Below are 24,534 nucleotides of genomic sequence, written 5' to 3'. Positions count from 1 at the left end.
GTCCCGTGGTTGCTGTGCGTCGCATGCGGCTCCCACCTGGCGAACAGCAAGTTCCGCGGCGAGCCTTGTCGGTCCTTTCTGTAGCGAAGGCCTACCGGGCACAGCCGAGCCGGACAGCCCCTCCCGGGCGGCATGCACGACGTCTGTCCCCTGATGGTGAGACGCTAGTGGCCCATTGGCCTGGCCAAATCACCATCCGGGGTCCACAGAGGCAGTTGGGATGGATGCAATTCCGCTCGTACGCGCAGGTAGCGGACCGGATGCCGCCACCTCCCCTGCTCGAACGCCTCGTCGACGGCGATCTCCACCACGACCGGCTCGACCGGTTCGTAGGCCTGCGGCTTCTTCCACGTCCAGGCGGCCGGCAACGGCTGCGGCCACCAGCTCGTCCCGGCCGGTCGCAGCTCAGGCGCCAGCCCGGCGCGCTGGGCCGCCGTCAGCACCACGGTCCGCCCGACGAAGCGCAACGTCCCGTCCCCGGCGTACCGGCCGAGCAGCAACGCCACCGGATCGCGCGGGCTGCCGACCACTCCCCCGACCAGCGCCTCCGTCGTGGTCCGCCGCTTCCATTTCCACCAGCCCGGCGCCCCGGCCCGGTACCGGCTGGTCAGGTCCTTGATGACGATCCCCTCGCAGCCGGCTGCGCTGTACTCGTCGAACCAGCCCCGCGCCTCGTCCGGGTCCCGCGTCGCCGGGCACACCGTGATGCCGGCCAGCCCGTCGCACAGCTCCTCCAGCAGCATCCGCCGTTCCAGCAGCGGACGGTCGACCAGCTCGTGCCCGTCCACCTGCAGCAGGTCGAACACCACGTAGCTGGCGGGCGGCGCCGCCGCGGACCGGACCCGCCGCTGCAGCGCGGTGAACGACGTCCGCCCGCTGGCCGGGTCCCAGACGACCAGTTCACCGTCGAGCACGGTGTCCGGCAGCAGCGCGGCGCCGAGCGCGGCGACCACCTCCGGGAAGTGCCCGGTGAGGTCGTTGAGCTGCCGGGACTGCAGCCGGATCCGGTCGCCGCAGAAGGCGAGGCACCGCCACCCGTCCCATTTGATCTCGTACTGCGGGGTGCCCCGGGTGTGCGGCGCCAGCAGGCCGGCGGCCGGCACCGCCCGCATCGGTTCGACAGGTGGCGTGAGCAGCGGACATCCCCGTTCCAAGCATGATCACTTGGAACGGTACGGACGCCCCCGGCCGCCCCGCAGGCGTTTGCTCAGCCAGCAGCCTCGAGCGGCTCGGTCCGCCGGCGCACCCGGCCCCGGGCGGCGAGCCGGTCGAGCCGCCGCTGTTCCCGCTCGGCCCACCGGGCCACCCGCGCCGGGTCGAGCCGCCCGCCGTGACCGACGTGCAGCGAAGCGGGCTGCAGCGCGAGCATCGCGCGCAGGCTGGCGAGGTTGGCGAGCCGGTCGTCGTGGAACGGCGGGTTGGCCGGGCGGCCGGTGATCGAGCCCAGGAACGAGCTGGCGATCAGGTCACCGGCCACCAGGTCGCCGTCGTCGGTGAGCACCGAGACCGAGCCCGCGGTGTGCCCGGGCGTCGGCATGATCCGGGCGGCGACGCCCAGGTCGTCGAGCCGGTGCGGGCCGTCCAGGACGAGGTCCGGCTCGACCGCCTGGGTGGTGTGGTGCAGCGCCGGCAGCCGGCTCAGCAGCGCGCCGAACGGGCCGGTCGGCAGGTACGGCTCGCGCGCCCGGCCGGCCCGGTACGGCTCCAGGTCGGCGCGGTGCGCGGCGATCGGCGCCCCGGTCAGGCGGCGCACGTGTGCCGCGGCGCCGAAGTGGTCGATGTGCGCGTGGGTGAGCACGATCAGCGCCAGGTCGGCCGGGTCGACGCCGTGTGCGGCGATGCCGTCGACGATCTTGCGGCCGCTGCCCGGGACGCCGGCGTCGACCAGGATCGGCCGGCGGCCGAGCAGCAGATAGGCGTTGATCGAGTGCCGGCCCGCGACCGGGATGGCACGTACGGATGTCGACATGGACTCTCCTCACGAAGTTGACTGATCGGTCAAGTCAGTGGCCAGGGAAAACTCACCCGGAGGCGCGCAGCAGCAAACGGATGTCGGCCTTGGCCAGCAGCACGATCCCCGGGTCGTCGTGCGCCTTGGCGAGCAGCGTGAGCCCCTGCATCAGGGCCAGCACCCGGGTCGCGGCGAGGCGCGGGTCGACGTCGGCCGGCACGTCGCCCCGCCCTTTCGCCTCGCTGATCGCCGTCGCGAAATAGCCCATCCAGCCGGCCAGCACCCGCCCGGCCCGAGCCCGCCCCTCGTCGCCGTGCCCGGCCACCTCGGCGGCCAGGCCACCGAGCGGGCAGCCGGGCGTGGCGCCGAACCGCTCCCGCATGAGGGTGAGCATCCGCACGAAGCTGTCGACGAACCGGTCGACGCGCTCCAGCGGCGGCACGTCGTCGGCGAACGACTCCTCCAGCACGGCGTGCATCATGTCCCAGTTGTGGTCCAGGACGGCTCCGCCGAGCGCCTCCTTGGACGGGAAGAAGTGGTAGAGGCTGCCCTTGTGCACGCCCGCGGCCTTGCACACGTCCTCGGTGCTCACCTCGGCGAGCGACGCACCGTGGACCAGGTCGCGTGCCACCGCGACGATGCGCTCCCGCGTGTCCCGCGCCATGCCCCGACCTCCCAGTTGACCGTCCGGTCAAATCTAGAACTCGGTTGACTGATCGGTCAAGTACGGTGCGGCCCGGTGCATGCGGAGCACGAACCGGGACCCGCCGGCCGGGTTCGGCTCGTACCGGATGTCGCCGTGGTTCGCCTGCGCCAGCCCACGCACGATGTAGAGGCCGAGGCCGGTCCCCCGGACCGTGGTGGCGTCCCGGTCGGCGCGGGTGAGCCGGTCGAAGAGCCGGTCACGGAATTCGTCCGGCACGCCCGGGCCGCTGTCCTCGACGGTGATGTCGAGGCCGGGCTCGCCTTCGACGGTGGTGTGCGCGAGCCGGACGGCGGTGGCGCCGCCGCCGTACTTCGCCGCGTTGGAGAGCAGGTTGACCAGGATCTGCTGCAGGTGACCCGGGTGGAAGAGCACGATCGCGTCCGGACCCTCGATCGGCAGGTCGTCCCGGCCGACCGCGGCCAGGGCCTCGCCGACCGCGTCGCGGACGGCCAGCTCGCCGCGGTCGGCCCGGATCGTGCCGGCCTCGATGGTGACCAGCGCCAGCACCTCCCGGACGATCCCGTCGAGCCGGTCGGCCTGCCGGGCGATCGCCTCCACGGCCCGGCCGCGCTGCTCCTCGGACAGCGCCGGCGAGCCGTCGGCGAGCAGGTCGGCGTTGCCCAGAATGGTGGTCAGCGGATTGCCGATCTCGTGGCCGAGCATCCCGATGATGTCGAGCTTGAGCTGGTTGGCGGCTTCCAGTTCGGCGTTGCGCTCGGCCAGCGCCGCGGCGGCGGCGTCCCGGGCGCGTTCGGCGGCACGCCGGGCCGAGATGTCGGTGACCACCCCGATCAGGTGCTGCGGCCGGCCCTCGTGGTCGCGGACCAGCGAGACGGTCGCCTCGACGTCGACCCAGTGCCCGTCGGCGTGCTTGAGGCGGCCCTGCCGGGTGTAGGAGTCGGCGTCCCCGGCGAACAGGCCGGCCACCCGTCGCCGGTTCTCCGGCAGCTCGGCCGGGTCGAGCAGGTCCTGCTCGGTGATCCCGGCGAGCTGGGCGACGGTGTAGCCGAGCATGCCGGCGTACGCCGGATTGGCGTCGATCAGGGTGCCGTCGAGCGCCCGGATGACCTGCCCGGCGGCCGAGTTGGTGAACTGGGCGCGCAGCCGCTGCTCGCTGTCGGCGAGGGCCTGCTCGGCGGCCCGGGCGGCGGTGACATCGGTGTTGATCTCCAAGATCTGCGGCGGGTGGGCGCCGCCGGTGTCCGGTTCGGGATGGTGCATCACCTGGTCGCTGAGCACGGTGACGAGCCGGCCGGTGGCGGTCACGTGCCGCAGCTGGCCGCTCCAGTGGCCGGTCTCCGCCAACGCCCGGCGTTGGGTGTCCCCGCTCTCGCCGTCCGGGAAGATCGTGCTGAACAGCCGGTGCGTGACCTTGCCGGCGGCGGCCGTCGGCGCCCACCCGTAGAGCTGCGTGGCGCCGGCGTTCCACCAGCGGATCGTGCCGTCCAGGTCGCGGACGATCACCGCGGCCGGGATCAGCTCCAGCAGCCGGGCCTGCTGGCGCAGCTGGATCTCGGCGGCGCGCCGGGCGGTGATGTCCTCGACCTGGTTCACCACGTAGCGGGCCCGGCCGCGATCGTCCCGGACCACGGCGACCCGTACCGCGGCCCAGATGGTGTGGCCGTCCTTGTGCCGGTAGCGGCGTTCGGTGGCCAGCGAGTCGATCTCGCCGTCCCACAGCCGCTGGACCATGCCCTGGGTGCCGGCGACGTCGTCCGGGTGCTGCAGGTCGGCGAAGGTCATCCCGGTCAGCTCGTCGGCGGAGTAGCCGGTGATCGCCGTCATCGCCGGGTTGACCTGCAGATATCGTCCGAGATCGGCCGGCTGCATGCTGGCCAGCGTGACCCCGATCGGGCTGTGGTCGAAGATCATCCGGAAGCGCTTCTCGGTGACCTCCAGGTCGGCCAGGGCCTGGGTACGCTCGGCGAGCAGGGCGGCGTTGCGGGCGGCGTCGTCAGCGTGGCGCAGCGCGGAGCTCAAACTGTCGGCGAGCAGCGCGAGCTGCTGCTCGTCGGTGTCGTCGAAGGCGCCGGGCCGGGTGGCGGAGACCTTGAGAACGCCGATCACGGTACGGCCGGCGTGCAGTGGCGCGATCAGCATCGACCCGATCCCGAGCGCCTTGCAGAGCGCCCCGTTGATCCGCGGATCGGTCCCGGTGTCGGCGCAGTGTGCGGGCGTGCCGGTGGCCACCACGCTGCCACTGAGCGACCCGGCCGCCGGGACATGGGTGCCGGTGAACCGGGCCAGGGTGCCGGCGCAGGCGGCGTAGCGCAACTCGTCACCGTCGAGCAGTTCGACCACCGCGCCGTCGGCGGCCGCGAACAGCGGCACCGCACGGTGCGCGACCACCCGCATCGCGGCGTCCCGGTCGGCCGCCGCCGCGATGACCTCGCGCTGGACGGCGAGCGTGGTGGTGAGCCGGTCGCGTTCCCGGTCGGCGGCCCGCTGCGCGGCCCGGTCGGCGGTGATGTCGAGCAGCTGGATGACCGCGGACGCCGGACCGTGCTCGTCGGTGATCACCGAGGTGCGGGCGGCGACCGCGACGATGCTGCCGTCGCGGCGCCGCAGCTCGGTCTCGCGCTGGCCACGCCGGCGCACCCCGGAAGCGAGCGTGCTGAGCGCCTGCTCCAACTCCGCCGCGCGGTCCAGCCGGGCCAGGTCGGCCAAGTGCAGGCCGGCCGCCTCCGCGGCGGAGTAGCCGAACAGCTCGCAGAACGCCGGATTGGCCAGCCGGATCACGCCGCGGTCGGCGTCGCGCAGCCCGACCACCAGCTTGGCGACCGGCGAGTTGTCGAAGACCTCGGCGAATCGGCTTCGCTCCCGCTCCAGGTCCCGCGCGGCGGCGCGGGCACACCGCAGCAGCTCCAGCCGCTGGGCGCTGTCCTCGGCGTGCCGCAGCGCCGCGCCGAGCGCGTCGGCGAGCAGGGTCAGCAGTTGCTCGTCACCGTCGTCGAAGGCTCCCGGGCGGGCGCTGCCGACCATCAGCACACCGAACGGGGCGCTGCCCGGCGCCCGCAGCGGGGCCACCACCAGCGAACCGGTGCCGGTGTCGCGGGCCAGCGCCCGGCTGACGCGCGGGTCGGTGGCGGCGTCGTCGCAGCGCAGCGTCGTGTCGCTGGTGACCGCCAGGCCGGCCAGGGAGCCGGTGAGCGGGAGCGGCGGCACCGGATGCTCCGGAAGCCGCCCGGTGCCGGCGATCACCCGCAGCACGCCGCTGTCCCGGTCGACGGTCTGCACCGTGGCGGCGTCCCCGGCGGGCAGCACCTGCAGGGTCCGGTCGGCCATCAGCCGCAGGACCGCGTCCCGGTCCTGGGCGACCGCGGTGATCTCGCGCTGCACCCCGATGGTGATCCGCAGCCGGTCCGCGTCCCGGGCGGCGGCCCGCTCGGCGGCGACGGTGTCGGTGACGTCCCGGCCGGTCGCCACGATCAGTTGGTGCTCGGCGGCGACCGCCCCGGTCCACTGCACCCAGCGGTAGCCGCCGTCCCGGCCCCGGTAGCGCCAGCGGCGCCCGGCCACCGGGATGCGGCTGCCGGCGACCGCCTCGGCGACCGCGTCGCGCACGTCGTCCACGTCGTCGGGATGCCGCAGCGCCGCCAGCTTCGTGCCGGCCAGCTCCGCCTCGCTCCAGCCGAGGATCCGCTCCCAGGCCGCGTTGACCCGCACCACGGTCCCGTCGAGCGTGGTCAGCGCCAGCAGGTCCGGGCTGGCCGCGATCAGCACGTCCAGCAGCTCCTGGTTGCGCCGGTCCGCACTGACGTCGACCAGCTCGACGAGCAGCTCCAGCGGCGCCCCCGACGCCGACCGCAGCACGCTGATCGTGACCAGACCCCAGACCGTCAGACCATCTTTGCGTACGAATCGGCGCTGCCCCTGCCACGAGGACTGCTCCCCGTCCGCCAGCCGCAGCAGCACCGCCCCGGCGTCCCGGTCGTCGGGGTGGGTCACCGTGAGCAGTGTCCGGCCGACCAGCTCGGACCGCTCGTAGCCGAGCAGGCCGGCGAACGCCCGGTTCACCTCGACGAGCCGCCCGGCCCGCGCACCGGCCAGGCCGACCAGCACCTTCGGCACCGGGCTGTCGGCGAACAACTCCACCGGGAGCTCGTCCAGCCGCCCCAGCAACCCGACACTCATACCACCCCGTTCGGCCGAATCCCGGCATCCGTGAGGTCACTCGGCAGCCCTCGCGGCGCGCCGAAGACCATGTCGACGTCCGAGTAAGCGACGCCCGCAACCGCGCCCATCTATGCCGCAGATCACAGGCGTTGCTGGTTTGGGCGCGCCGTCCGTGGGAACCGGCGGCGCCCATCGAGCACATAGCATTTCTGGGTGATCGTGGGGCGGCGGGGCGAACTACGAGCGTTGGACGACCTTCTCGCTGAGGCGGGAGCGGGCTCGGGTGGCATGACCGTGATGCGCGGCGAGGCCGGCATCGGCAAGACGGCACTGCTGGAGTACGCCGCCGAGCGGGCCGGCCGGCTCGGGATGCGGGTGCTGTCCACCGCGGGCGTGCAGGCCGAGGTCTACGTTCCCTATGCGGGGCTGCATCGGCTGTTGCGCAGCGCACCGGAGCTGGGCCGGGCGGCCAAGGCGGTGCTCGACGCCCCGGACACGCTGCCCTACCGGGCGGCGGCGCTGCTGCTGGACCTGCTCAGCGAGAGCGCCGACGAGGCGGCGCTGTTGCTGGCCGTCGAGGACGCGCACTGGCTGGACACGGCGAGCTGGGACGCGCTGAGCTTCGTGGCCCGCCGGCTCGGCGCGGACCGGATCGCGATGGTGCTGACCGTGCGCGAGGGCGAGGACGTGGACCGGCGGCTGGCCGGCGCCGGGCTGCCCGAGATCCGGCTGGATCCGCTGCTGCCCGAGGACGCGATCGCCCTGCTCGCCGAGGTCGCCCCGACGCTGAGCGTCACCCTGCGGCAGCGGATCCTGGACGAGGCGGCCGGCAATCCGCTCGGCCTGGTCGAGCTGGGCCGGGCGGTTTCCCGGTCCGGGGCGGGCGCGCTGCTGCCGGCCTGGTTGCCGCTGAGTACCCGGGTGGAGCGCACCTTCTCCGGCCTGGTGGCCGAGTTGCCGCTGGCCACCCGGGCGCTGCTGGTGATCGCGGCGCACGACGACGGCGACGACCTGGACGAGTTGGTGGCCGCCTGCCGCCGGATGACCGGCGACGACATCGGCCCGGACGTGATCGAGCCGGCCGTGGCGACCCGGCTGGTCCAGGTCGACGACCGGTTCCGGTTGCGGTTCCAGCATCCGCTGCTGCGCTCCGCCCTCTACCAGTCGACCGCCCCGGCCGAGCGCCGCCGGGCGCATGCCGCACTCGCCGAGACGGTCGCGGCCGACCCGGCCCGCCAGATCTGGCACCGGGCGGCAGCCGCGGCCGGCCCGGACGAGCAGCTGGCCGAGGAGCTCACCGAGTTCGCGCATCAGGCTCGGCACCGGCAGGCGGCGGCCATCGCGGTGGCCGCGTTCGAGCAGGCGGTCCGGCTGAGCCAGGATCCGGCCGGGCGCGGCCGCCGGCTGGTCGCCGCCGTCGACATCGCGGCCGAGCAGGGCGACACCGCCAACGCGGTGCGCTTGCTGGAGCAGGTCCGGGAGGAGGACCTGCGCCTCGCCGACCGGGCCCTGTACGGCCTGATCCGGGAGGTCTACCTGGACACCGGCTGGTCCGGCTCGGACCGGATGACGGCCTTCGCGGAAGCGATCGAGGTGATGTGCCGCGACGGGGACGCCGACGCGGCACTCCACGCCCTGACCGCGATCGGGGTCCGCGTGTACTGGTCGGTTCCCCCGCCGGAGATCGTGGACCGGCTGGTCGCGGCGGTGGAGGGTGCCGGCGCCGCGCCGGACGACCCCCGGCTGGTGGCCGTGCTCGGGCTGATCGCGCCGATGACCCGCGGCGCCTGGTGCCTGCGCAAGATGGCCGAGCTGCAGCCGGCCGACCGCCTGGTCCCGCACTTCCAGTTCGCGCTCGGGCTGACCGCGAACGGGCTGGGCGCCACCACCCTGGGCAACGCGCTCACCACGGTCGCCGCCGCCGGCCTGCGGGTGCAGGGACGCCTCGGCATGCTCAGCAAGATCCTCATCTCGCAGGCGACGAACGCGGCCTACCTCGGCGACGCCCGTTCCGCGCTGACCCTGGCGGCCGAGGGCGAGCTGCTGGCCACCGAGACCGGTGAACACAGCTGGCGGCTCAGCGCGGTGATGGCCACCGGTTTCGCCGAGGCGTTGCGCGGTGAGACGGAGAAGGCGGTCAAGCTCGCCGACGCCGCCGAGGCGGTGCTGGTGCCCGCCCGGCGCTTCCCGCTGCTGGCCCTGGTCCAGCAGATCCGCGGTGTGGCGGCGCTGGCGGAGGGACGTCCGGAGGAGGCGTTCCGCGAGTTCTGCCGGGTGTTCGACCCGGCTGACCAGGCGTATCACCCGTACACCCGGTTCCTGCTGTTCGGGCACCTGGCCGACGCCGCGGTCTGGTGCGGGGCGCTGGACCGGCTGCGCGAGCTGACCGCCCAGATGCGGGCGGTCGCGGCCCAGTGCCCCTCGCCGGCGTTGCTGTCCGGGCTGCGGTACGCCGAGGCCGCGCTGGCCGGCACCGCCGAGGCCTACGACATGGCGATCGCTGAGATCCCGGCGGAGTGGTCGTTCGACCGGGCCCGGCTGCAGCACGCCTACGGGGTGTGGCTGCGGCGGCACCGGCGGGCCGCGGACTCCCGCCCGGTGTTGCGGGCCGCGGCGTCCACGTTCGACGCGCTCGGCGCCACGGCCTGGGCCGACCGGTCCCGGGCCGAGCTGCGCGCCTCCGGGGAGACCCTGCGCAAGCCGGTCGACGCCGCGCAGAGCCTCACCCCGCAGGAGCTGCAGATCGCCCGGCTGGCCGCCGAGGGCCTGAGCAACAACGACATCGCCGAGCGGCTGTTCCTGTCCCGGCGCACGGTCACCACCCACCTGTCCCGGATCTTCCCGAAGCTGGGCATCCGGTCCCGCGCCGAGCTGAGCCGCTTCACCGGGACGTCCTGAGCCCGGCGGGCGGATCTCGGCACCGCCGGCCGGGCTCGATCCGGGTCAGCGGGCGTGGCGCAGCGCCCAGTCGAGGGCGAAGTCGGCGATCTCCTCCCAGCCCTTCTGGGCCGGGAGCAGGTGCGCGTACCCCTCGTACTCGACGTGTTCGGTGATCGTGTTCGACACGTAGTGCTTGACGTTGGAGCGCTGCACCGCGGGCGGCATGATGTGGTCCTCGCTGCCGGAGACGAACAGCAGCGGCGCCCGGTTGTCGTTGCGGTAATCGACCCAGGTGTCCTGGTGGCCGGGCTGGAAGTTGGCCAGCACGCTGCCCCACAGGATGCCGCCGTTGGCCGGGACGTGGTAGCGCTCGTAGAGGGCCTGTGCCTCCTCGTCGCTGAACGTGTTGGTGAAGGCGTACTTCCACTCGTCCAGGGTCAGGCCGATCGCCTTGTGCCGGTTGGCCGGTGAGCGCAGCACCGGCAGCGTCGACTTCACCTGGGAGAACGGCACCACCCGGACGCCCTCGGTGGGCGCCGAGTTGAGCGCCACGGCGGACGCGCCGAAGCCGTGGTCGAGCAGGATCTGGGTGAACGCGCCACCGGCCGAGTGCCCCATGATGATCGGCGGCTTGTCGAGGGTCCGCAGCTCGTTCTCGATCTTCTCGATGATCGCCGGGACGGTGACCGCGGTGATGATGTCCGGGTTGGCGTTGAGCTCCTCGACCTCGACCTCGAAGCCGGGGTAGCCGGGGGCGAGCACCCGGAAGCCCTTGTTCTCGTAGTGCGCGATCCAGTGCTCCCAGCTGCGCGGGGTCACCCAGAAGCCGTGGACCAGGACGATCGTGTCCGGTGTGGTCATGCGGTCGCTCCGAAGGACGAGAGGAAGGTGAGCAGGTCGGTGCCGAGCCGCTCCTTGTGGGTGTCGGTGATGCCGTGCGGCGCGCCCGGGTAGACGATCAGCTCGGCGCCCTTGACCAGGGCCGCGGACGCCTTGCCGCCCACCTCGAACGGCACCACCTGGTCGTCGTCGCCGTGGATGACCAGCGTCGGCACGTCGAACGTGGCCAGGTCGTCGTGGAAGTCGGTGGCCGAGAAGGCGGCGATCGACTCGTAGGCGTTGCGGTGCCCGGCGGCCATCGACTGCAGCCAGAACGCGTCCCGGATGCCCTGCGAGATGTTGGCGCCGGGCCGGTTGTTGCCGAAGAACGGCCCGTCGGCCAGATCCTGGTAGAGCTGCGAGCGGTCCTGAGCGCTGCCCGCGCGGATCCCGTCGAAGACCTCGATCGGTACGCCGCCGGGGTTGTCGTCGCGGCGCACCATCAGCGGCGGCACCGCGGAGACCAGCACCGCCTGGGCGACCCGGGCGGTGCCGTGCCGGCCGATGTAGCGGGTGATCTCGCCGCCGCCGGTGGAGAAGCCGACCAGCGTGACGTCGCGCAGGTCCAGGTGGTCGAGCAGGGCGGCCAGGTCGTCGGCGTAGGTGTCCATCTCGTTGCCGTGCCAGCTCTGGGTGGACTTCCCGTGCCCGCGCCGGTCGTGGGCGATCGCCCGGTAGCCGTGGTCGGCCAGGAAGAGCTGCTGCGCCTCCCAGCTGTCCGAGTTCAGCGGCCAGCCGTGGCTGAGCACCACGGGACGGCCGGCGCCCCAGTCCTTGTAGAAGATCTGTGTACCGTCAGCGGTGGTCACGTAGCTCATCGGGCAGCCTTTCGGATCAGGTCGGCGGTGGCGCTCGCGTGTGGACCCCACGCTGCCGGACCGGCTGCGGTCACGAATCAGTAAGTTGACCGTACGGAGTCGGTCAGCCATCGTCGCGGGCCTGGCCGTTCAGTGCCGCCCGCAGCTGCGCCCGCCCCCTGATCTGCAGTTTCGGGTAGATCCGGTAGAGGTGTGAGCCGACCGTGCGCGGGGACAGCTGCAGTCGCTGGGCGATCTCCCGGTTGCTCAGCCCGGCCGCCGCCAGCATCGCGGTCTGCAGCTCCTGCGCGGTCAGCAGTTCGGCGGCGCCGCGGCCGGCGGCCGGGTCCTCCTCGCCGGCCGCGCGCAACTCCTCCCGGGCCCGGCGCGCCCAGGCGGCGGCGCCGAGCGCGTCGAAGCCGTCCCGGGCGGCCCGCAGCGGTGCCCGGGACTCCAGGATCCGTTTGCGGCGGCGCAGCCAGGTGCCGTACGCCAGGTCGAGCCGCGCCCGGTGCACCGGCCACTCGGCGAGGTCGGCGGCGCGGGCCTCGCGGAACGCGTCGTCGGCGGCGTCGTCCGGGGTGAGCACCGCCACGGCGTACGCAAGGGATCGGGTCAGCATCGGTGACGGGAAGCGGGCCGCGCGGGCCGTGGCCACCGTGAGGATGTCGTCGATCTCCCGGCCGCGGCCGGTGCGCAGCGCGGCGTCGGCGAGGTCCGGCAGCGCCCACCCGGACAGGTCCGGATGGTGCGCGGTGTCGGTCCGGTCGAACATCCGGACGAGCAGGTCGAAGGCCTCGTCGTAGCGGCCGGACGCGTTCGCCGCGACGCCCCGGGCGTGCTGGGCGACGGCGGTCACCGACCGGACACCGGTCAGCTGCGCGCTGGACAGCACCTGGTCGGCGAGCGAGACCGCGGCGTCGCTGTCACCGCGCATCGCCTCGTGCATCGCCTGCCCGGCCCGCGCGGCCACCTGCCAGAACACCTCGCCGGTCCGGGCGGCCAGCGCCTCCGCCTCGTCCAGGTCGGCGCGCACCATCGGCCAGCGGCCCCGCCACAGCCGCGGGAAGCCGGTCGCGGACAACGCCCGGACCAGCAACGCGGTCCGTCCCTGCGCCCGGTATCCGGCGACCGCCGTGCCCAGGAAGGAGACCCCGGTGCGCAGGTCGCCGAGCACCATCGCGGCGGCGGCGAGCAGGTGCATGCCGTCGATGTCGCTGCGGTCCGGGACCAGCGCCGGCAGCCGGCGCAGCAACTCGCCGCCCAGCACGTCGGGCTGGGCGTAGGCGGCGACCACCACGCTGCGCGGATCGTCCCCGGCGAACCCGAGCTTGCCGTGCACCGCCAGGATCCGCGCGCCGACCTCGGCCGGCAGGCCGGCCCGCCAGCAGCGGGACACCGCCTGCCAGCACAACGCCGCGGCCAGATCCGTCTCACCCGCCTCGTGGGCGTCCATCGCCAGCTCGCACAGGGCGTCGATGCGCGCCTCGTCGCGCAGGTCGCCCGGGTCGACGACGTCGCCGACCAGGGCCTGCCGGGCGCGGTCGGCGGTGGTCCCCCGGACCGGTTCGGCCCGGGCCGCGAGCCGGGCCGCCTCGCTGCGGTCGTGCAGCTGCGAGGCCACCTCCGCGGCCCGCAGCAGCAGCGACGTGTGCCGCGCCGCGTCGAGGGTCAGGTCGGCGGCCCGTTCCAGGTGGGTGACGGCGGGGACCGGGGTGCCGCGGTCCAGGGCGCGCGCCGCGGCCGCCTCCAGCTCCTGACCGGCCCGCTCGTCCGGGCCGAGCGTCGCCGCGGCACGATGCCGCGCCCGCCGGTCCGGGTCGTCGGCGACCAGGTCGGCCAGCACCGCGTGCAGCCGCAACCGCTCGGCGACCGGCAGGCCGTGGTAGACGGCGTGCCGCACCAGCGGCTGCCGGAACCGCAGCCGGTGCGACCGGATCTCCAGCAGGCCGGCGTCGATCGCCGGCTGGACGCTGTCCAGGTCCACGGCGGCGCCGGTCAGCGCGCTCGCCGCGGCGACCACCACGTCCGGCGGGCTGTCCACGTCGGCGGCGAGTGCGGCCAGCACGGCGCGGGTCGGTTCCGGCAGATGCGCGTACCGGTCGGCGAACGCCTCCCGCAGGCGCTCGGAGAGCGGCACCTCGGCGGAGTCCACGGCCGGCAGGCAGCCGGGCAGCTCGACCAGCGCGAGCGGGTGTCCGGCCGCCGCGGCCAGGGTCCGGTCGCGGCGGTCCGGCGCCATCGCCGGAACCCGGTCGTCGAGCACCGCGCGGGCCGCGTCCCGGTCCAGTTCGGCCAGGTGCAGTTCGCTGAGCCCGGTCCCGGCGAGCACCTGGTCGTGCCGGACGCCGGCGGTGAGGATCAGCGCGATCGGCTCCGCGGTCAGCCGCCGGGCCACGAACACCAGCACGTCCAGCGAATCCGGGTCCAGCCGGTGCGCGTCGTCGACCAGCAGGGCCAGCGGCGTGCCGGCCGCCGCCTCGCGCAGCAGGCCGAGCACCGCCAGACCGGCCGCGAACCGGTCCGGCCGGGCGCCGTCCGGGCGGACCATCGAGGCCAGCAGGCCGCCGGCGTCCGGGCGGCCCAGCAGCGGAGCGAGCAGCTGGTGCAGCCCGGCGAACGGCAACGCCGACTCGGCCGCCACGCCGTTGGCGGTGAGGACCGTCATCCCCGCCGTCGTCGCGGTCCGGCCGGTCTCGCCGAGCAGCATCGACTTGCCCAGCCCGGGGTGGCCGCGGATCAGCAGCGCCGCGCCGTGGCCGGCCCGCGCCCGATGCAGCAGATCCTCGATGGCGGCCAGCTCGGCGTCCCGGCCACGGATGGCGAACCGCATGACATACCCCCCGGTCGACGTTTCCAACGTAGGAAACGTGGGGCGGTCATCGCGTACGTACGGATACGTACTCGGCCACGGGCCGGGGGTGCCCCGGGGTTCGACCAGTGGTGTTCCCTGGCTCGCCGGCCCGGGTCCGGCGGCCATTCTTCGTACCGAGAAACGGATCACGAAGGGGAGACCAATGCCCACCACCGACGCTTCCGGGCCCACTCGCCGCACCGTTCTGCGGGGCGGCCTCGCGGCCGGTGTCGCCGTGGCCACCACCGCCACGGTCACCGGCGCGCTGGGCAGCACCGCGGCCGGCGCCACCACCACCAGCGCCGCCGCCAGGATCCGCCCGTTCCGGGTGGAGATCCCGACCAGCCGGCTCACCGAACTGTCCCACCGGGTCGGCTCGACCCGGTGGCCGGCCCGCGAACTGGTCGCCGACCGTTCGCAGGGCGTGCAGCTGGCCACCGCACAGGCGGTCGCGAAGTACTGGCGGACCCGCTACGACTGGCGCCGGTTCGAGGCGAAGATCAACGCGTTGCCGCAGTTCACCACGGAGATCGACGGCCTGGACATCCACTTCCTGCACATCCGCTCGCCGCACCGGGACGCGCTGCCGCTGCTGGTCACGCACGGCTGGCCCGGCTCGATCGTCGAGTTCCTGGACGCGGCCGGCCCGCTCACCGACCCGACCCGGTTCGGCGGCCGGGCCTCGGACGCCTTCCACCTGGTGATCCCGTCGATCCCCGGCTACGGCTTCTCCGGCCGGCCGACCGAGACCGGCTGGGGTGCCGCCCGGGTCGCCACCGCCTGGATCGAGCTGATGAACCGCCTCGGCTACCCCCGCTGGGTGGCGCAGGGCGGCGACGTCGGCGCGGCGGTCACCGACACCCTGGGCCGGCTGGCGCCTGCCGGGCTGGCCGGCATCCACCTGAACCTGCTGCTCGCCGCGCTGGCCGGCGTGCCGTTCCCGGCCGGAACCGACGAGGAGAAGACGGCGACGGCCGCGCTCACCGCGTTCCAGCGGACCGGCAGCGCCTACATCAGCGAGCAGAGCACCCGCCCGGAGACGATCGGTTACGCGCTGTCCGACTCGCCGGCCGCGCTCGCCGCGTGGATGCTCGACCACGACACCGACAGCTACACCAAGATCTCCAAGGCGTTCCTGGGCGGCGCGCCGGCCGGCAACCTGACCCGCGACCACGTGCTGGACAACATCTCGCTCTACTGGCTGACCAACACCGGCGTCTCCGCCACCCGGATCTACTGGGAGAGCGCGCAGCCGCAGCCCGGCGCCGGCGGCACGCTCCCGGAGATCAAGGTGCCGGTCGGCTTCAGCGCCTTCCCCGGCGAGATCTTCCAGGCGCCGCGCAGCTGGGTCGCCGCCGCCTACCCGACCCTGAACTACTACAACCAGCCGGCCCGCGGCGGCCACTTCGCCGCCTGGGAGGAGCCGGAGCTGTTCGCCGCCGAGTTGCGCGCCGCCTTCCGCACGGCCCGCTGACGCCAGGCGTACCGGAGACGGGTTCTGCTGCCGGGCCGGCGCCGCCGCGCCGGCCCGGCATTCCGCTGTCCGCCGCGAGGTCCGCGGCGGTTGCTGTCACACCGGTTTCCGGTACGCCCCAGGCGCTGCCGACGTTGCTCCCAGCAGCCCTCCTGGGCCGGCGGGACGGCAGCGCACGCTTTCGGCGAATGTGCTCGAATACTTCGATGATTGAGTGGGAGTTCCGGGCAGCGGACCTGGCCGGCCTGCGCTTCGCGCACTCGCCGATGGCCGAGGTGGTGGCCAGCGTGTTCGCGCTGCGCGAGGGCTCCGATGCGTGGATGCGGGCGTCGTGGCGGTCCCGGGTGGTCCCGCGGCTGCCCAGCTGGCCGACGGTGCGGGGCGTGCTGCTCGGCCCGCACGGGTACGCTCCGGACTTCCTCACCCCGGCGCCGCGCACCGGCCGGCCCACGCTGGCCGAGGAGTTCGCCGAGATCGCCGCCACCCCGCTCGACCGCGTCGCCGAGCAGGTGGCTTCGGCCTGGGCCGGGCGCGACGCGCCGCCGGAGGTCGACCGCTTCGCCCGTGACCCCCGGGCCGGCCTCACCGTGCTGCTGGCGGAGATCCGTTCGTACTTCGCGGTGGCGATCGAGCCGTGGTGGCTGCGACTGCGGACCGCCGCCGAGGCGGAGATCGCCACCCGGGCTCGCGCGGCGGCCGAGCACGGTGCCCGGACGCTGGTCGACGAGCTGCACCCCCGGCTCGACTGGAACGGTTCGGCGCTGCTGCTGCGCTACCCGCACAAGCACGGCCGGTGGGGCGCCACCGGCCACGGCCTCACCCTGCTGCCGACCGGCTTCGCCGGCAGCCAGGTGTACGCGATGCCGGACTCCCCCAGCGGCCGGACCCTCTGGTACGCGCCGCGCGGCTTCGGGAACCTGTGGACCGAAGACCCGCAGCCCGCCGCGGCGTCGCCGTTGACCGCACTGCTCGGCCCGACCCGGGCCGCCGTGCTGACGCTTCTCGCCGCCCCGTACAGCACCGGCGACGTCGCCGCCCGGCTCGGCCTGGCCGCGGGCACGGCGTCGCACCACCTGACGACGCTCCGCGACGCCGGGCTGGCGAGCGCGGAACGCACCGGCCGCCGGCTGCTCTACCAGCGCACCCCGCTGGGCGACCAGCTCGCCGCCCGGCCGGGTGGTTGAGGTCAGCTCCGCCGCGTCAGCAGCCGGAACTCGGCGCCGTCGGGGTCGGCCAGCAGGACGGCGCCGTCCGTGTCGCCCAGCGTGGTGGCGCCGAGGGACACCAGGCGCTCGACCTCCGCCGGCCGGTGATCGTGGACGCCCGGGACCAGGTCGAGACTCCGCCGGCTGCCCGGGCCGCCCGGCGTACCCGACCAGGAGATCTTCGTGCCACCGTGCGGGGACTGGATCGCGGTCTCCTGGTCCTGGTCCCACACCAGCGGCCAGCCGAGCGCCGCGCTCCAGAACAGTCCGGCCGCCCGGCTCCCGTCGCAGGTCACCTCGCCGAGCCGCCCGCACCCGGCGAGGAAGGTGTTGCCCGGTTCGATCACGCAGAACTCGTTGCCCGCCGGGTCGGCCAGCACGACGTGCTCCTCCTCGGGCAGCTGCCCGACGTCGAGGTGCCGCCCGCCGAGCCGCAGCGCCGCCGCGACCGTCTCCCGCTGCTCGGCGACGGTGGCGCTGGTCAGGTGCAGATGCAGGCGGTCCGGCCCGACCCGCGGCTCGCCACCCGGGACGAATCGGAGCCCGGCCTGCGTGTCGCCGCCGGGCACCAGCACGCCCCCGGCCTCCTCGACCGTCTCCCGCCCGAGCAGCCCGGCCCAGAACCGCGCAGCGCCGGCCGGCCGGCCCACCTCGAAGCGGATCTCCAGCCGTCGCCCCGTCATGGCCTCTCCGATCGTCCGCGTGCGGTGGTGCGCGCGAGAGTAACCAACGCCGGGATGGCACGCAGCGGATTAACTCGCCGCCTTGTGCGAGTGGGCCGGCGGCGCTAGTTTCCACGGTGTGGAAATGACGACGACGCTCGACGTGCCGCAGTCGCCCGGCCAGGTGTGGGCCTTCTCCTCGGACCCGATGGCGCAGAAGAAGTGGGACCGCAGCGTCGCCGAGGTCGAGGTGACCTCGCCGGAGCCGTTCGGCGCCGGCAGCACGTTCCGCACCATCGGCCCGGCCCGGCGCGGCCGGCCGGGCATCGTCACCAGCTACCGGGTCGCCGCCTTCGAGCCGGAGACGCACGCGCGGATCGAGGTGGTCGAGTCACGGACCCTGCGGCGTGCGGTCTGGGAGTTCCGGTTCGCCGCGCGGGGCACCGGCACGCACATCGAGTGGCGCATCGCGCTGGTCCCCAAGCCGCGCTACTTCTTCCTCGGCCCGGTGCTGCGCGCGAACCGGGCGCAGCTGGTCCGGGACATGCGCTGGTTCCGGGCCGCGCTCGACGAGGAGTTCCCGCCATGAGTGCGACCGGGCTGTCCCGCCCCCGGATCGTCCGGGCGGCGCTGGACCTGATCGACCGGGACGGCATCGACGGCCTCTCGATGCGCCGCCTCGGCGCCGAGCTGGGCGTCGACCCCAAGGCGGTCTACTACTACCTGCCGAACAAGGCCGCGCTGTTCGACGGCGTCGTCGAGGCGCTCTACGCGGAGATGCGGCTGGACGAGATCGGGGCGGCCGGGTGGCGGGCCGAGCTGACCGAGTTCGCCACCCGGTTGCGAGACGTGCTGCGCCGGCATCCGCGCGCGGTGCTGGTCTTCGCCACCCGGCCGGGCCCGGTCAGCGCCTACGCGGCGGGTGCGGACCGGGCGCTGGCCCGGCTGCGGGAGGCGGGGTTCGCGCCGCGGGCGGCCCTGACGATGATCTCCTGTGTCCGCGGTCTGACGGTGGGCCTGACCATCGCCGAGGTGGTGGAGCCGGCCGGCGCCGGCGACACCCCGGTCCCGCAGTCGCTCGCCGCCTTCCCGGCCCTGGCCGCCGCGGTCGCCGGCGGGTATGACGCCGACGAGCAGTTCCAAGCCGGGCTCGCGGCGGTCCTCGACGGGTTCGCGCCCGGATCCTTCGACAACGAAGAGACGAAGTGGACCAGCAGGTGACCGATCGGCGTGGCATCGACGCGGCCTGCCAGGCCTTCGGCGTGACACCGTATTCAGAAGATCAACTATCCTGTCGGCCGTGGGACACGTACTTGCCAGGTTGAACGGCTTCGGGCTGACGCTCATGCCGAACTGGCCTTACTCGTTCGAGCGGGACCACGTCGGCTCCCACTGCGTACGGGTGACCCGGTGGACTTCCTCCGGGCCGGTGCAGGTGGTGATCGATCCGAGCCATCGGCTCGTCGACGCCAGTGACGTCGTTGATGCGGCGGACGGGTTGGATGTGCCGTACTGGCTGATCGAGACGTCTCTCTTCCGGGTGCGCTGGCCGGCCGGTTTCACTGTCGACTCGCCGCGTGACGCGGGTGACGGGACGCCGTTCTACCTGCAAGGGCCTGGCCGGGCCGCCATCTTCCCGCAGGGCCCCGTGGCGAACGCGAGGCTGGCGGATTCCGACGCCCTGGTGGCTCCGGACCAGACGGTGCTTGCCCAGCGAGTCAGTGACGGCGGCATCGCCAGCATCGAGCTGAGCTATTCGCACGACGGCGAGTCCTGGTGGCAGGCGCACTGGAAGGTGCCCTTCGGAGCCGACAATCTCGTCGTCATCACGGCTCAATCGCTACTCATCGCGTCGGAGCAGACCCGCGAGGCCGCAGAGGCAGTCGTCGCGGGTTTCGAACGCACCACATAGCGCCTCGACATTCGCTCATCGGGAGATCCGCGCATCGGCGGATCAACCCACCTGTCGGCGCCTGGCGACGGAGTTGCTTGCGCTGAGCGAGCAAGCCTGACTGCCTTCAGTACGATTTGCCCATGAAGTTCGCGGCGGGTCCGCCGTCTCAATGGCAGGTGACGCTGCGGTCCGGAGCGGTCCTTACCATCCTCGCCGACGCGTACCACGAGGAAGATGGCGAAGCGCGCTTCGTCATCTTCATGACCGCCTCACTGGAGGACTTCGCCGAGCTTCCTGTGGCCGGCGAAGTTCGTGGTCGAACCGGCGTCGCCCTGCCGGTAATCGTGGCACGGGTCCCGATGAGCCAGGCGGTCGACGTGCAAACGCTCTGAAGCGGGGTGCGCCAACCTGATCAGGTTGGAGAGGCTCGATAACCCCCGGCTGGGTGTGGACGCCCAGTCCCGGTCATGGCCTCCGCCGTACGCCACACGAGCAAACGTCCGAGGCCCGGTTTCGCCGCCCGCCGCTAACAGCCCAAGCCCGAAGTACGCGCGGCCAACCCGTTCGAAGGCGTGTAGTCCGGACGGCCTGTCGTGACGATGCCGGGAAACTCGGTCAGGGCCTCAGCTCGGACCGCCATTCCGGTTCTTCAGCAGATCCACGTAAGCGTTCACTGTCTCGTCGAGTTGAGGGTCCGCAGTGTAGTAGCCGGGAGCCGCGACCAGCACTGCCTTGATGAAAGGTGGATCAGGCATGTTGAATCCGAGCGTGAGGTCAGGACAACACGGGCCTTGCGCATCGGAGTCGTCGACAGTTATCCCGAAAGCCTGGATCCGTCGTAGCGTCTGCTCGATCGGTGTCCGGAACACATCCCCACCACGCCAAGTGACTGCGGTGTCCGCTCCTTCTGGTCGCCAGACCTCAATGGCGGTGACCGTTGCGTCGTCCTCGAAGTGGGCGAAGACGTCGAAGCAGAGCCCAGGTCCCATGACGCGCAGCGATGGCGACATCCCACCGCGGACGTCTTCCGGCTCCCCCCACTCCCGCATCGCCGCTCGTGCCTCATCAATGGTCATGCCGAGAAGCAGGGGAGGCACCCCTCGCGGCGGGTCCAGCTCAAGCAGCACCCGCACAGGATAGGCATCGAAAGTGCACCGCGCCGGTACCGCTCGGACCTGGCGGCCGGCTACAAGGGCACCAGGCCCCGCCGCCCTGATGGAATGACAAGCTCAGGCGAATCCGGGCGGCCACCTCCGGACCGGCCCGGTCGGCGCGGGTGGCTGCGTCTTCAGCACCGTCGCGAAGCTGGCGCAGAGGAGGGCCGGCACCAGCATCCAGAGCAGGATGTGGTCCTCCCGGCCGTCGTTGGCCAGCACCGCGGCCAGCGCGACCGCCGCCGCGAGCAGGCCCGCCGCCGATCTGGCGTAGAAACGCCGGGAGTGCGGACGGGGCGCGGGCTCGGCGGTGGCGGTCACGCCCGGGTTCTGCCCGGCCCACTGGTGGGCGACCTCCACCGGCACCTCGGGCAGGCGCAGCTCACCGGACCGGGCGCGGATCGGTGTCTGCTGAGGGAGGCCGCGGCGGAGCGCCTGCGACCACAGCATTCCGCAGCACGACGCGGCGAGTGCCGGGCCCCGGACGCCGAGCGGCAGGTCGGTGAGCGCGAACAGCGACCACGCTGCCAGGACGAGCAGGTCGGCCAGGACCGACCACGGCGCCAGCCGGGCGTACCGTCGCACTCTTGTCGCCGTGCGCGGATCGAGCGGGAGCCGCAGTGCCGGTCCGGGGTTGAGCCGCCAGCGGCTCAGCGGCACCCGCACCCATTGCGGGTCGGTGGTGCCGTCGGTGATGGCCAGTGCCGGGATCCGCAGGGTGGCCACCGCGGATTCCGGGATGACGATGTCGACTCGTTCGATGACCGGCCCCGCTCCCCAGCTCACTATTTGATCTTGGAGAATAGCCCACCTCAGGTGAGCGGACTCCGGATCGCCAGCATCGCGATGTCGTCCTCGTGGTCGCCCGCCGCGAACCGCGCGAGGATCTTGTCGAGCAGCTCCGGCAGCGGCGCCGTGGCCAGGTCCCGCAGCGCCTCGCGGAGCTGGCGTTTGCGCTCGTCGATGACATCGGTACGGGTCTCGATCAGCCCGTCGGTGTAGAGCAGCACGGTGGCGCCGGGCGGCAGCACCCGGGTGTGGTCGGTGCGCGACGATCGGCGCTGCACGCCGAGCAGCACGTCGCGACCGGCCAGCGGGCTGACCGTCCCGTCCGCCTCGACCAGCAGCGGTGCCGGATGGCCGGCGTTGGCCCACTGCAGCCGGTAGCCGGCCTCGTGCGGCTGGACGTAGGCCAGCACCGCGGTCGTCATGGTCCGGTCGCCGAGCGTCTGCATGGCGTTGTCCAGCCGGCGCAGCAGCACCGACGGCGGTTCCTGCCGGTCGGCCAGGTAGGCGCGGAGCATGCTGCGCAGCTGTCCCATCCGGGCGGCCGCGCGCATGTCGTGGCCGGCCACGTCGCCGACCACCAGGGCGAGATGGTTGCCGGGCAGGCGCACCGCGTCGTACCAGTCGCCGCCGACGTGCTCGCCGCGGACGGCCGGCTCGTAGCGGGCGGCCAGCTCGAACGGCGCGGCGTCCGGCAGGTCGCTGAGCATCGACCGTTGCAGCAGCGCCGCGACCTGTTCCCGGGAGTAGAGGTATTCGGCGCGCTGCACCGCCCGGCTCACGTAACCGGCGAGCGCGGCGAGCACCGCCTGCTCGGCCTCGTCGAGGACGTACGGCTGCTTCCAGACGAAGGTCAGCGCGCCGATCGGCCCGTGCGGCCCGGGCAGCGGCACGCTGGCGCCGGCCTGCCAGCCCATCTCGGCGAAGGTCGCCACCGCGTCCGGCGCCCGCGCGGCGACCGCGTCGCGGTCCGGCAGCAGCACGGCCGCCCCGGTGCTCACGGCGAGCGCCGACGGCGTCGTCGCGGCCCGCGAATAGTTGTCCCACCGCGCCGCGACCCGCGCCGGCAGCGTGGCGCCGGACTCCAGACTCACCCGGCCGCCCGGGTCGAGCAGCGACACCCCGACGTAGTCCGGGTCGAGGCTGCCGGTGACCAGCTCCCGCACCGTGCCGACGACGTCGGTGACGGTGCTGGTGCCGGCCAGCGCGACACTGGCGCGCAGCAGCAGCCGACCGCGGTCGGCCGCGGCGCCGGCCAGCCGCTCGCGCGCCTGCGCGGCCCGCTCCCGCCGGGTGGCGATCCGCGAGCGCAGGCCGTCCGAGCAGGTCTCGGCGAGGTCGGCCAGCAGCTCCAGCTCGTCCGGGGTCCAGTCGCGCGGCTGGGAGTCGATGGCGCACAGCGAGCCGAGGACGTTGCCCTCCGCGTCGGTGAGCGGCATCCCGGCGTAGCCGACCACGGACAGATCGGTGATCGCCAGGTTGCCGACCACCCGCTCGTCGGTGCGGGCGTCGGTGACGATCAGCGGTTTCGAGGTGAGCACCACGTGCTGACAGAACGAGTGCGACAGCGGCGTCTCGCGGCGGCCCGCCCACGGCTCGGCCAGGCCGCACGCCCCGGGGAACACCTGCCGGGACTCCTCGACCAGGGAGACCAGGGCGACCGGGACATTAAGGACACGGCTGACAATACGGGCGAAACGGTCGAACATCGGATCCGGCGCTGCGGCCAATCCCGTCCCGACGATCGCATCCAGACGACCTGGAGCGTGCAGGGCACTCTCGTCACTCACCGACTGCCACACCGTTCCTCAACAAAAACATGCCTACTGTACGACAGGCGCACTGTTCCCGCATCGCGTGCTGATCCCGGGTTGCCGCAGGTCGGCAGCCCTGCCCAGCGACCCGATCAGATCACCGGCCGATGATCAAGTTTCGGACGGCATTCTCACGGCCAGAACGGGAACAATGTCCGCTGATGATCGAGTGGGATGTGTGCCGGCCACCGGACGCCGACGAGGAACTCGCACGCTGGAGCCTCCACGAGGCGCCGGAGCTGAGCGCCCTGCGCACCGGCCTGCGTGCCGCCGTGATGGCCGGCGCCGGCTTCGGCCCCGACCCGGAGGACCTCGCCGAACGGCTCGTCATGGTCGGCACCGAGCTGGCCGGCAACGCGCTGCGGCACGCCGGCTCCCCCGCCCTCGTCGTGCTGCAGCGCTCGGCCGGCACCCTGGTCATCGTGATCTCGGACAGCGACGCCGCCACCGGCCCGGCGGTCGACCGCAAACGGCCGGCCGGCCAGGGCGGTCTCGGCCTGGTCCTGGCACAACGGCTGGCCACCTCGGTCGGCTGGCACCCGACGAGCGGGGGAAAGCTGGTCTGGGCCGCCTTCGCCCCGCCGCCGTGAGGTCACTGGTTGCCGGCGTCCCGGTGCCGGGCCGCCACCACCAGGTAGGCGACGCCACTGACGACCGCCCAGGCGAGCGTGGCGGCCAGCAGCGTCACGACGACCGGCCACCGCGGCGTGCCGGCCCACACGACGAGCCCGAAGGCGACCAGGCCCAACGCGCCCAGCGCCGCGCCGCGGGCGTCCTCCCGCGCCCGGTGCGCGCCCTCCTCCTTGGCCACCAGGGTCAGGCTGGCCAGCAGGATGGCCGGGAAGGCGAGGAACAGCCCGCCCGCCGCTGGACCCCACACCTTGGCGACGATCGCGGCCAGCGCCGACACCGCGGCGCCGAACGCGAATCGGATCACCCAGTCCCGGGCCGGCGGCTTGCGCAGCTTGTCCGCGCTGGCGCCGGGCGTCCCCGCCGCACCGCTCATGCCAGCACCGCCGCGTACCCGGCGGCCGCCACGGCGCCCCACGCCAGCAGCGCCGCGCCGGAACCCTTCCAGGCGCCGAACCGCCGGATCAGCGGCACCGCGGCCAGGCAGTACACCACGAAGCCGACGGCGCCCACCGCCATCCCGGCGCCCGCCGCCGGCAGATCGCGGTCACCGCTGAACAGCACGGTCACGATCAGCCCGGCGAGGGCGACGGACGGCGCGGCGGCGAAGATCCCGGCGAAGCGTTTCGGTTTCAGCACCTGCGCCAGCGCGGCGAACGCGAGCACCAGCACGCCACCGGCCAGCGCCTTCAGCACGATCTCCAGAACGGTCCTGCCCACCCGGCCCCCTTC

Annotated in this window: 21 protein-coding genes; 8 read left to right on the top strand and 13 right to left on the bottom strand. The window is 73.5% G+C overall.

Going from position 1 to position 24,534, the window contains the following annotated elements:
* Positions 1–164: 164 nt before the first annotated feature.
* From BJY16_RS28805 to BJY16_RS28790, 4 genes are all read right to left on the bottom strand, one after another.
* A complete protein-coding gene (locus BJY16_RS28805; RefSeq protein ID WP_185042692.1) occupies positions 165–1,112 on the bottom strand; it encodes an ATP-dependent DNA ligase in 948 nt (315 codons plus the stop codon).
* A gap of 95 nt (positions 1,113–1,207) precedes the next feature.
* Positions 1,208–1,969, bottom strand: coding sequence for an MBL fold metallo-hydrolase (locus tag BJY16_RS28800; protein ID WP_185042691.1), 762 nt, complete (start codon positions 1,967–1,969; stop codon positions 1,208–1,210).
* Positions 1,970–2,021: 52 nt separating this feature from the next.
* Positions 2,022–2,615 (bottom strand): TetR/AcrR family transcriptional regulator, encoded by a 594-nt coding sequence (locus BJY16_RS28795; protein WP_185042690.1) that lies wholly within the window; start codon positions 2,613–2,615, stop codon positions 2,022–2,024.
* A 33-nt stretch (positions 2,616–2,648) separates the two neighbouring features.
* Positions 2,649–6,791, bottom strand: coding sequence for a PAS domain S-box protein (locus tag BJY16_RS28790; protein ID WP_185042689.1), 4,143 nt, complete (start codon positions 6,789–6,791; stop codon positions 2,649–2,651).
* A 195-nt stretch (positions 6,792–6,986) separates the two neighbouring features.
* On the opposite strand from BJY16_RS28790, the gene BJY16_RS48630 reads away from it, so the two are divergent.
* On the top strand, positions 6,987–9,671 hold the full coding sequence (locus tag BJY16_RS48630) for a helix-turn-helix transcriptional regulator (protein WP_185042688.1): 2,685 nt from the start codon (positions 6,987–6,989) through the stop codon (positions 9,669–9,671).
* Between the two features lie 45 nt (positions 9,672–9,716).
* Here BJY16_RS48630 and BJY16_RS28780 read toward each other — a convergent pair whose 3' ends face one another.
* The 3 genes from BJY16_RS28780 to BJY16_RS28770 form a co-directional block, all read right to left on the bottom strand.
* Positions 9,717–10,514, bottom strand: coding sequence for an alpha/beta hydrolase (locus BJY16_RS28780; protein WP_185042687.1), 798 nt, complete (start codon positions 10,512–10,514; stop codon positions 9,717–9,719).
* A complete protein-coding gene (locus BJY16_RS28775) occupies positions 10,511–11,350 on the bottom strand; it encodes an alpha/beta fold hydrolase (RefSeq protein ID WP_185042686.1) in 840 nt (279 codons plus the stop codon). Before BJY16_RS28775 ends, BJY16_RS28780 begins: the two co-directional genes overlap by 4 nt.
* Positions 11,351–11,453: 103 nt before the next feature.
* Positions 11,454–14,162, bottom strand: a complete 2,709-nt coding sequence (locus BJY16_RS28770; protein WP_185042685.1) for an ATP-binding protein — start codon at positions 14,160–14,162, stop codon at positions 11,454–11,456.
* Between the two features lie 184 nt (positions 14,163–14,346).
* Between BJY16_RS28770 and BJY16_RS28765 the strand changes: the two genes are divergently transcribed.
* Both BJY16_RS28765 and BJY16_RS28760 read left to right on the top strand, forming a co-directional pair.
* Positions 14,347–15,657 carry an epoxide hydrolase family protein gene (locus tag BJY16_RS28765; protein WP_185042684.1) on the top strand — a complete coding sequence of 437 codons (1,311 nt, stop codon included), beginning with the start codon at positions 14,347–14,349 and terminating at the stop codon, positions 15,655–15,657.
* Positions 15,658–15,863: 206 nt separating this feature from the next.
* Positions 15,864–16,841 carry a winged helix-turn-helix domain-containing protein gene (locus BJY16_RS28760; protein WP_185042683.1) on the top strand — a complete coding sequence of 326 codons (978 nt, stop codon included), beginning with the start codon at positions 15,864–15,866 and terminating at the stop codon, positions 16,839–16,841.
* Positions 16,842–16,843: 2 nt separating this feature from the next.
* Here the strand turns inward: BJY16_RS28760 and BJY16_RS28755 are convergent, their stop codons facing one another.
* Positions 16,844–17,545 (bottom strand): VOC family protein, encoded by a 702-nt coding sequence (locus BJY16_RS28755; protein ID WP_185042682.1) that lies wholly within the window; start codon positions 17,543–17,545, stop codon positions 16,844–16,846.
* Between the two features lie 124 nt (positions 17,546–17,669).
* Between BJY16_RS28755 and BJY16_RS28750 the strand changes: the two genes are divergently transcribed.
* The 4 genes from BJY16_RS28750 (at position 17,670) to BJY16_RS28735 (ending at position 19,810) form a co-directional block, all read left to right on the top strand.
* A complete protein-coding gene (locus tag BJY16_RS28750) occupies positions 17,670–18,113 on the top strand; it encodes an SRPBCC family protein (RefSeq protein WP_185042681.1) in 444 nt (147 codons plus the stop codon).
* Entirely contained in the window at positions 18,110–18,745 is a 636-nt protein-coding gene (locus BJY16_RS28745) for a TetR/AcrR family transcriptional regulator C-terminal domain-containing protein (protein WP_185042680.1), read from the top strand. Before BJY16_RS28750 ends, BJY16_RS28745 begins: the two co-directional genes overlap by 4 nt.
* Positions 18,746–18,824: 79 nt before the next feature.
* Positions 18,825–19,436, top strand: coding sequence for a hypothetical protein (locus BJY16_RS28740; RefSeq protein ID WP_185042679.1), 612 nt, complete (start codon positions 18,825–18,827; stop codon positions 19,434–19,436).
* Positions 19,437–19,558: 122 nt separating this feature from the next.
* Positions 19,559–19,810 carry a hypothetical protein gene (locus BJY16_RS28735; protein ID WP_185042678.1) on the top strand — a complete coding sequence of 84 codons (252 nt, stop codon included), beginning with the start codon at positions 19,559–19,561 and terminating at the stop codon, positions 19,808–19,810.
* 231 nt (positions 19,811–20,041) lie between these two features.
* Here the strand turns inward: BJY16_RS28735 and BJY16_RS28730 are convergent, their stop codons facing one another.
* The 3 genes from BJY16_RS28730 to BJY16_RS28720 form a co-directional block, all read right to left on the bottom strand.
* The gene (locus BJY16_RS28730; protein WP_185042677.1) at positions 20,042–20,545 is read right to left on the bottom strand and encodes a hypothetical protein; all 504 of its coding nucleotides are present in this window, start codon (positions 20,543–20,545) and stop codon (positions 20,042–20,044) included.
* A 102-nt stretch (positions 20,546–20,647) separates the two neighbouring features.
* A complete protein-coding gene (locus BJY16_RS28725; protein WP_185042676.1) occupies positions 20,648–21,358 on the bottom strand; it encodes a hypothetical protein in 711 nt (236 codons plus the stop codon).
* A gap of 26 nt (positions 21,359–21,384) precedes the next feature.
* Entirely contained in the window at positions 21,385–23,148 is a 1,764-nt protein-coding gene (locus BJY16_RS28720; protein WP_239177575.1) for a GAF domain-containing SpoIIE family protein phosphatase, read from the bottom strand.
* 185 nt (positions 23,149–23,333) lie between these two features.
* Between BJY16_RS28720 and BJY16_RS28715 the strand changes: the two genes are divergently transcribed.
* Positions 23,334–23,762: an ATP-binding protein gene (locus tag BJY16_RS28715; protein ID WP_239177577.1), complete on the top strand. Its 429-nt coding sequence runs from the start codon at positions 23,334–23,336 to the stop codon at positions 23,760–23,762.
* A 2-nt stretch (positions 23,763–23,764) separates the two neighbouring features.
* Here BJY16_RS28715 and BJY16_RS28710 read toward each other — a convergent pair whose 3' ends face one another.
* A complete protein-coding gene (locus BJY16_RS28710; RefSeq protein WP_185042675.1) occupies positions 23,765–24,178 on the bottom strand; it encodes a DUF3147 family protein in 414 nt (137 codons plus the stop codon).
* Positions 24,175–24,522 carry a DUF3147 family protein gene (locus BJY16_RS28705; protein WP_185042674.1) on the bottom strand — a complete coding sequence of 116 codons (348 nt, stop codon included), beginning with the start codon at positions 24,520–24,522 and terminating at the stop codon, positions 24,175–24,177. Before BJY16_RS28705 ends, BJY16_RS28710 begins: the two co-directional genes overlap by 4 nt.
* Positions 24,523–24,534 lie beyond the last annotated feature (12 nt).

It is taken from the genome of Actinoplanes octamycinicus (assembly GCF_014205225.1).
Classification (GTDB): domain Bacteria; phylum Actinomycetota; class Actinomycetes; order Mycobacteriales; family Micromonosporaceae; genus Actinoplanes; species Actinoplanes octamycinicus.
This window is presented reverse-complemented; position numbering and strand designations above follow the sequence as displayed.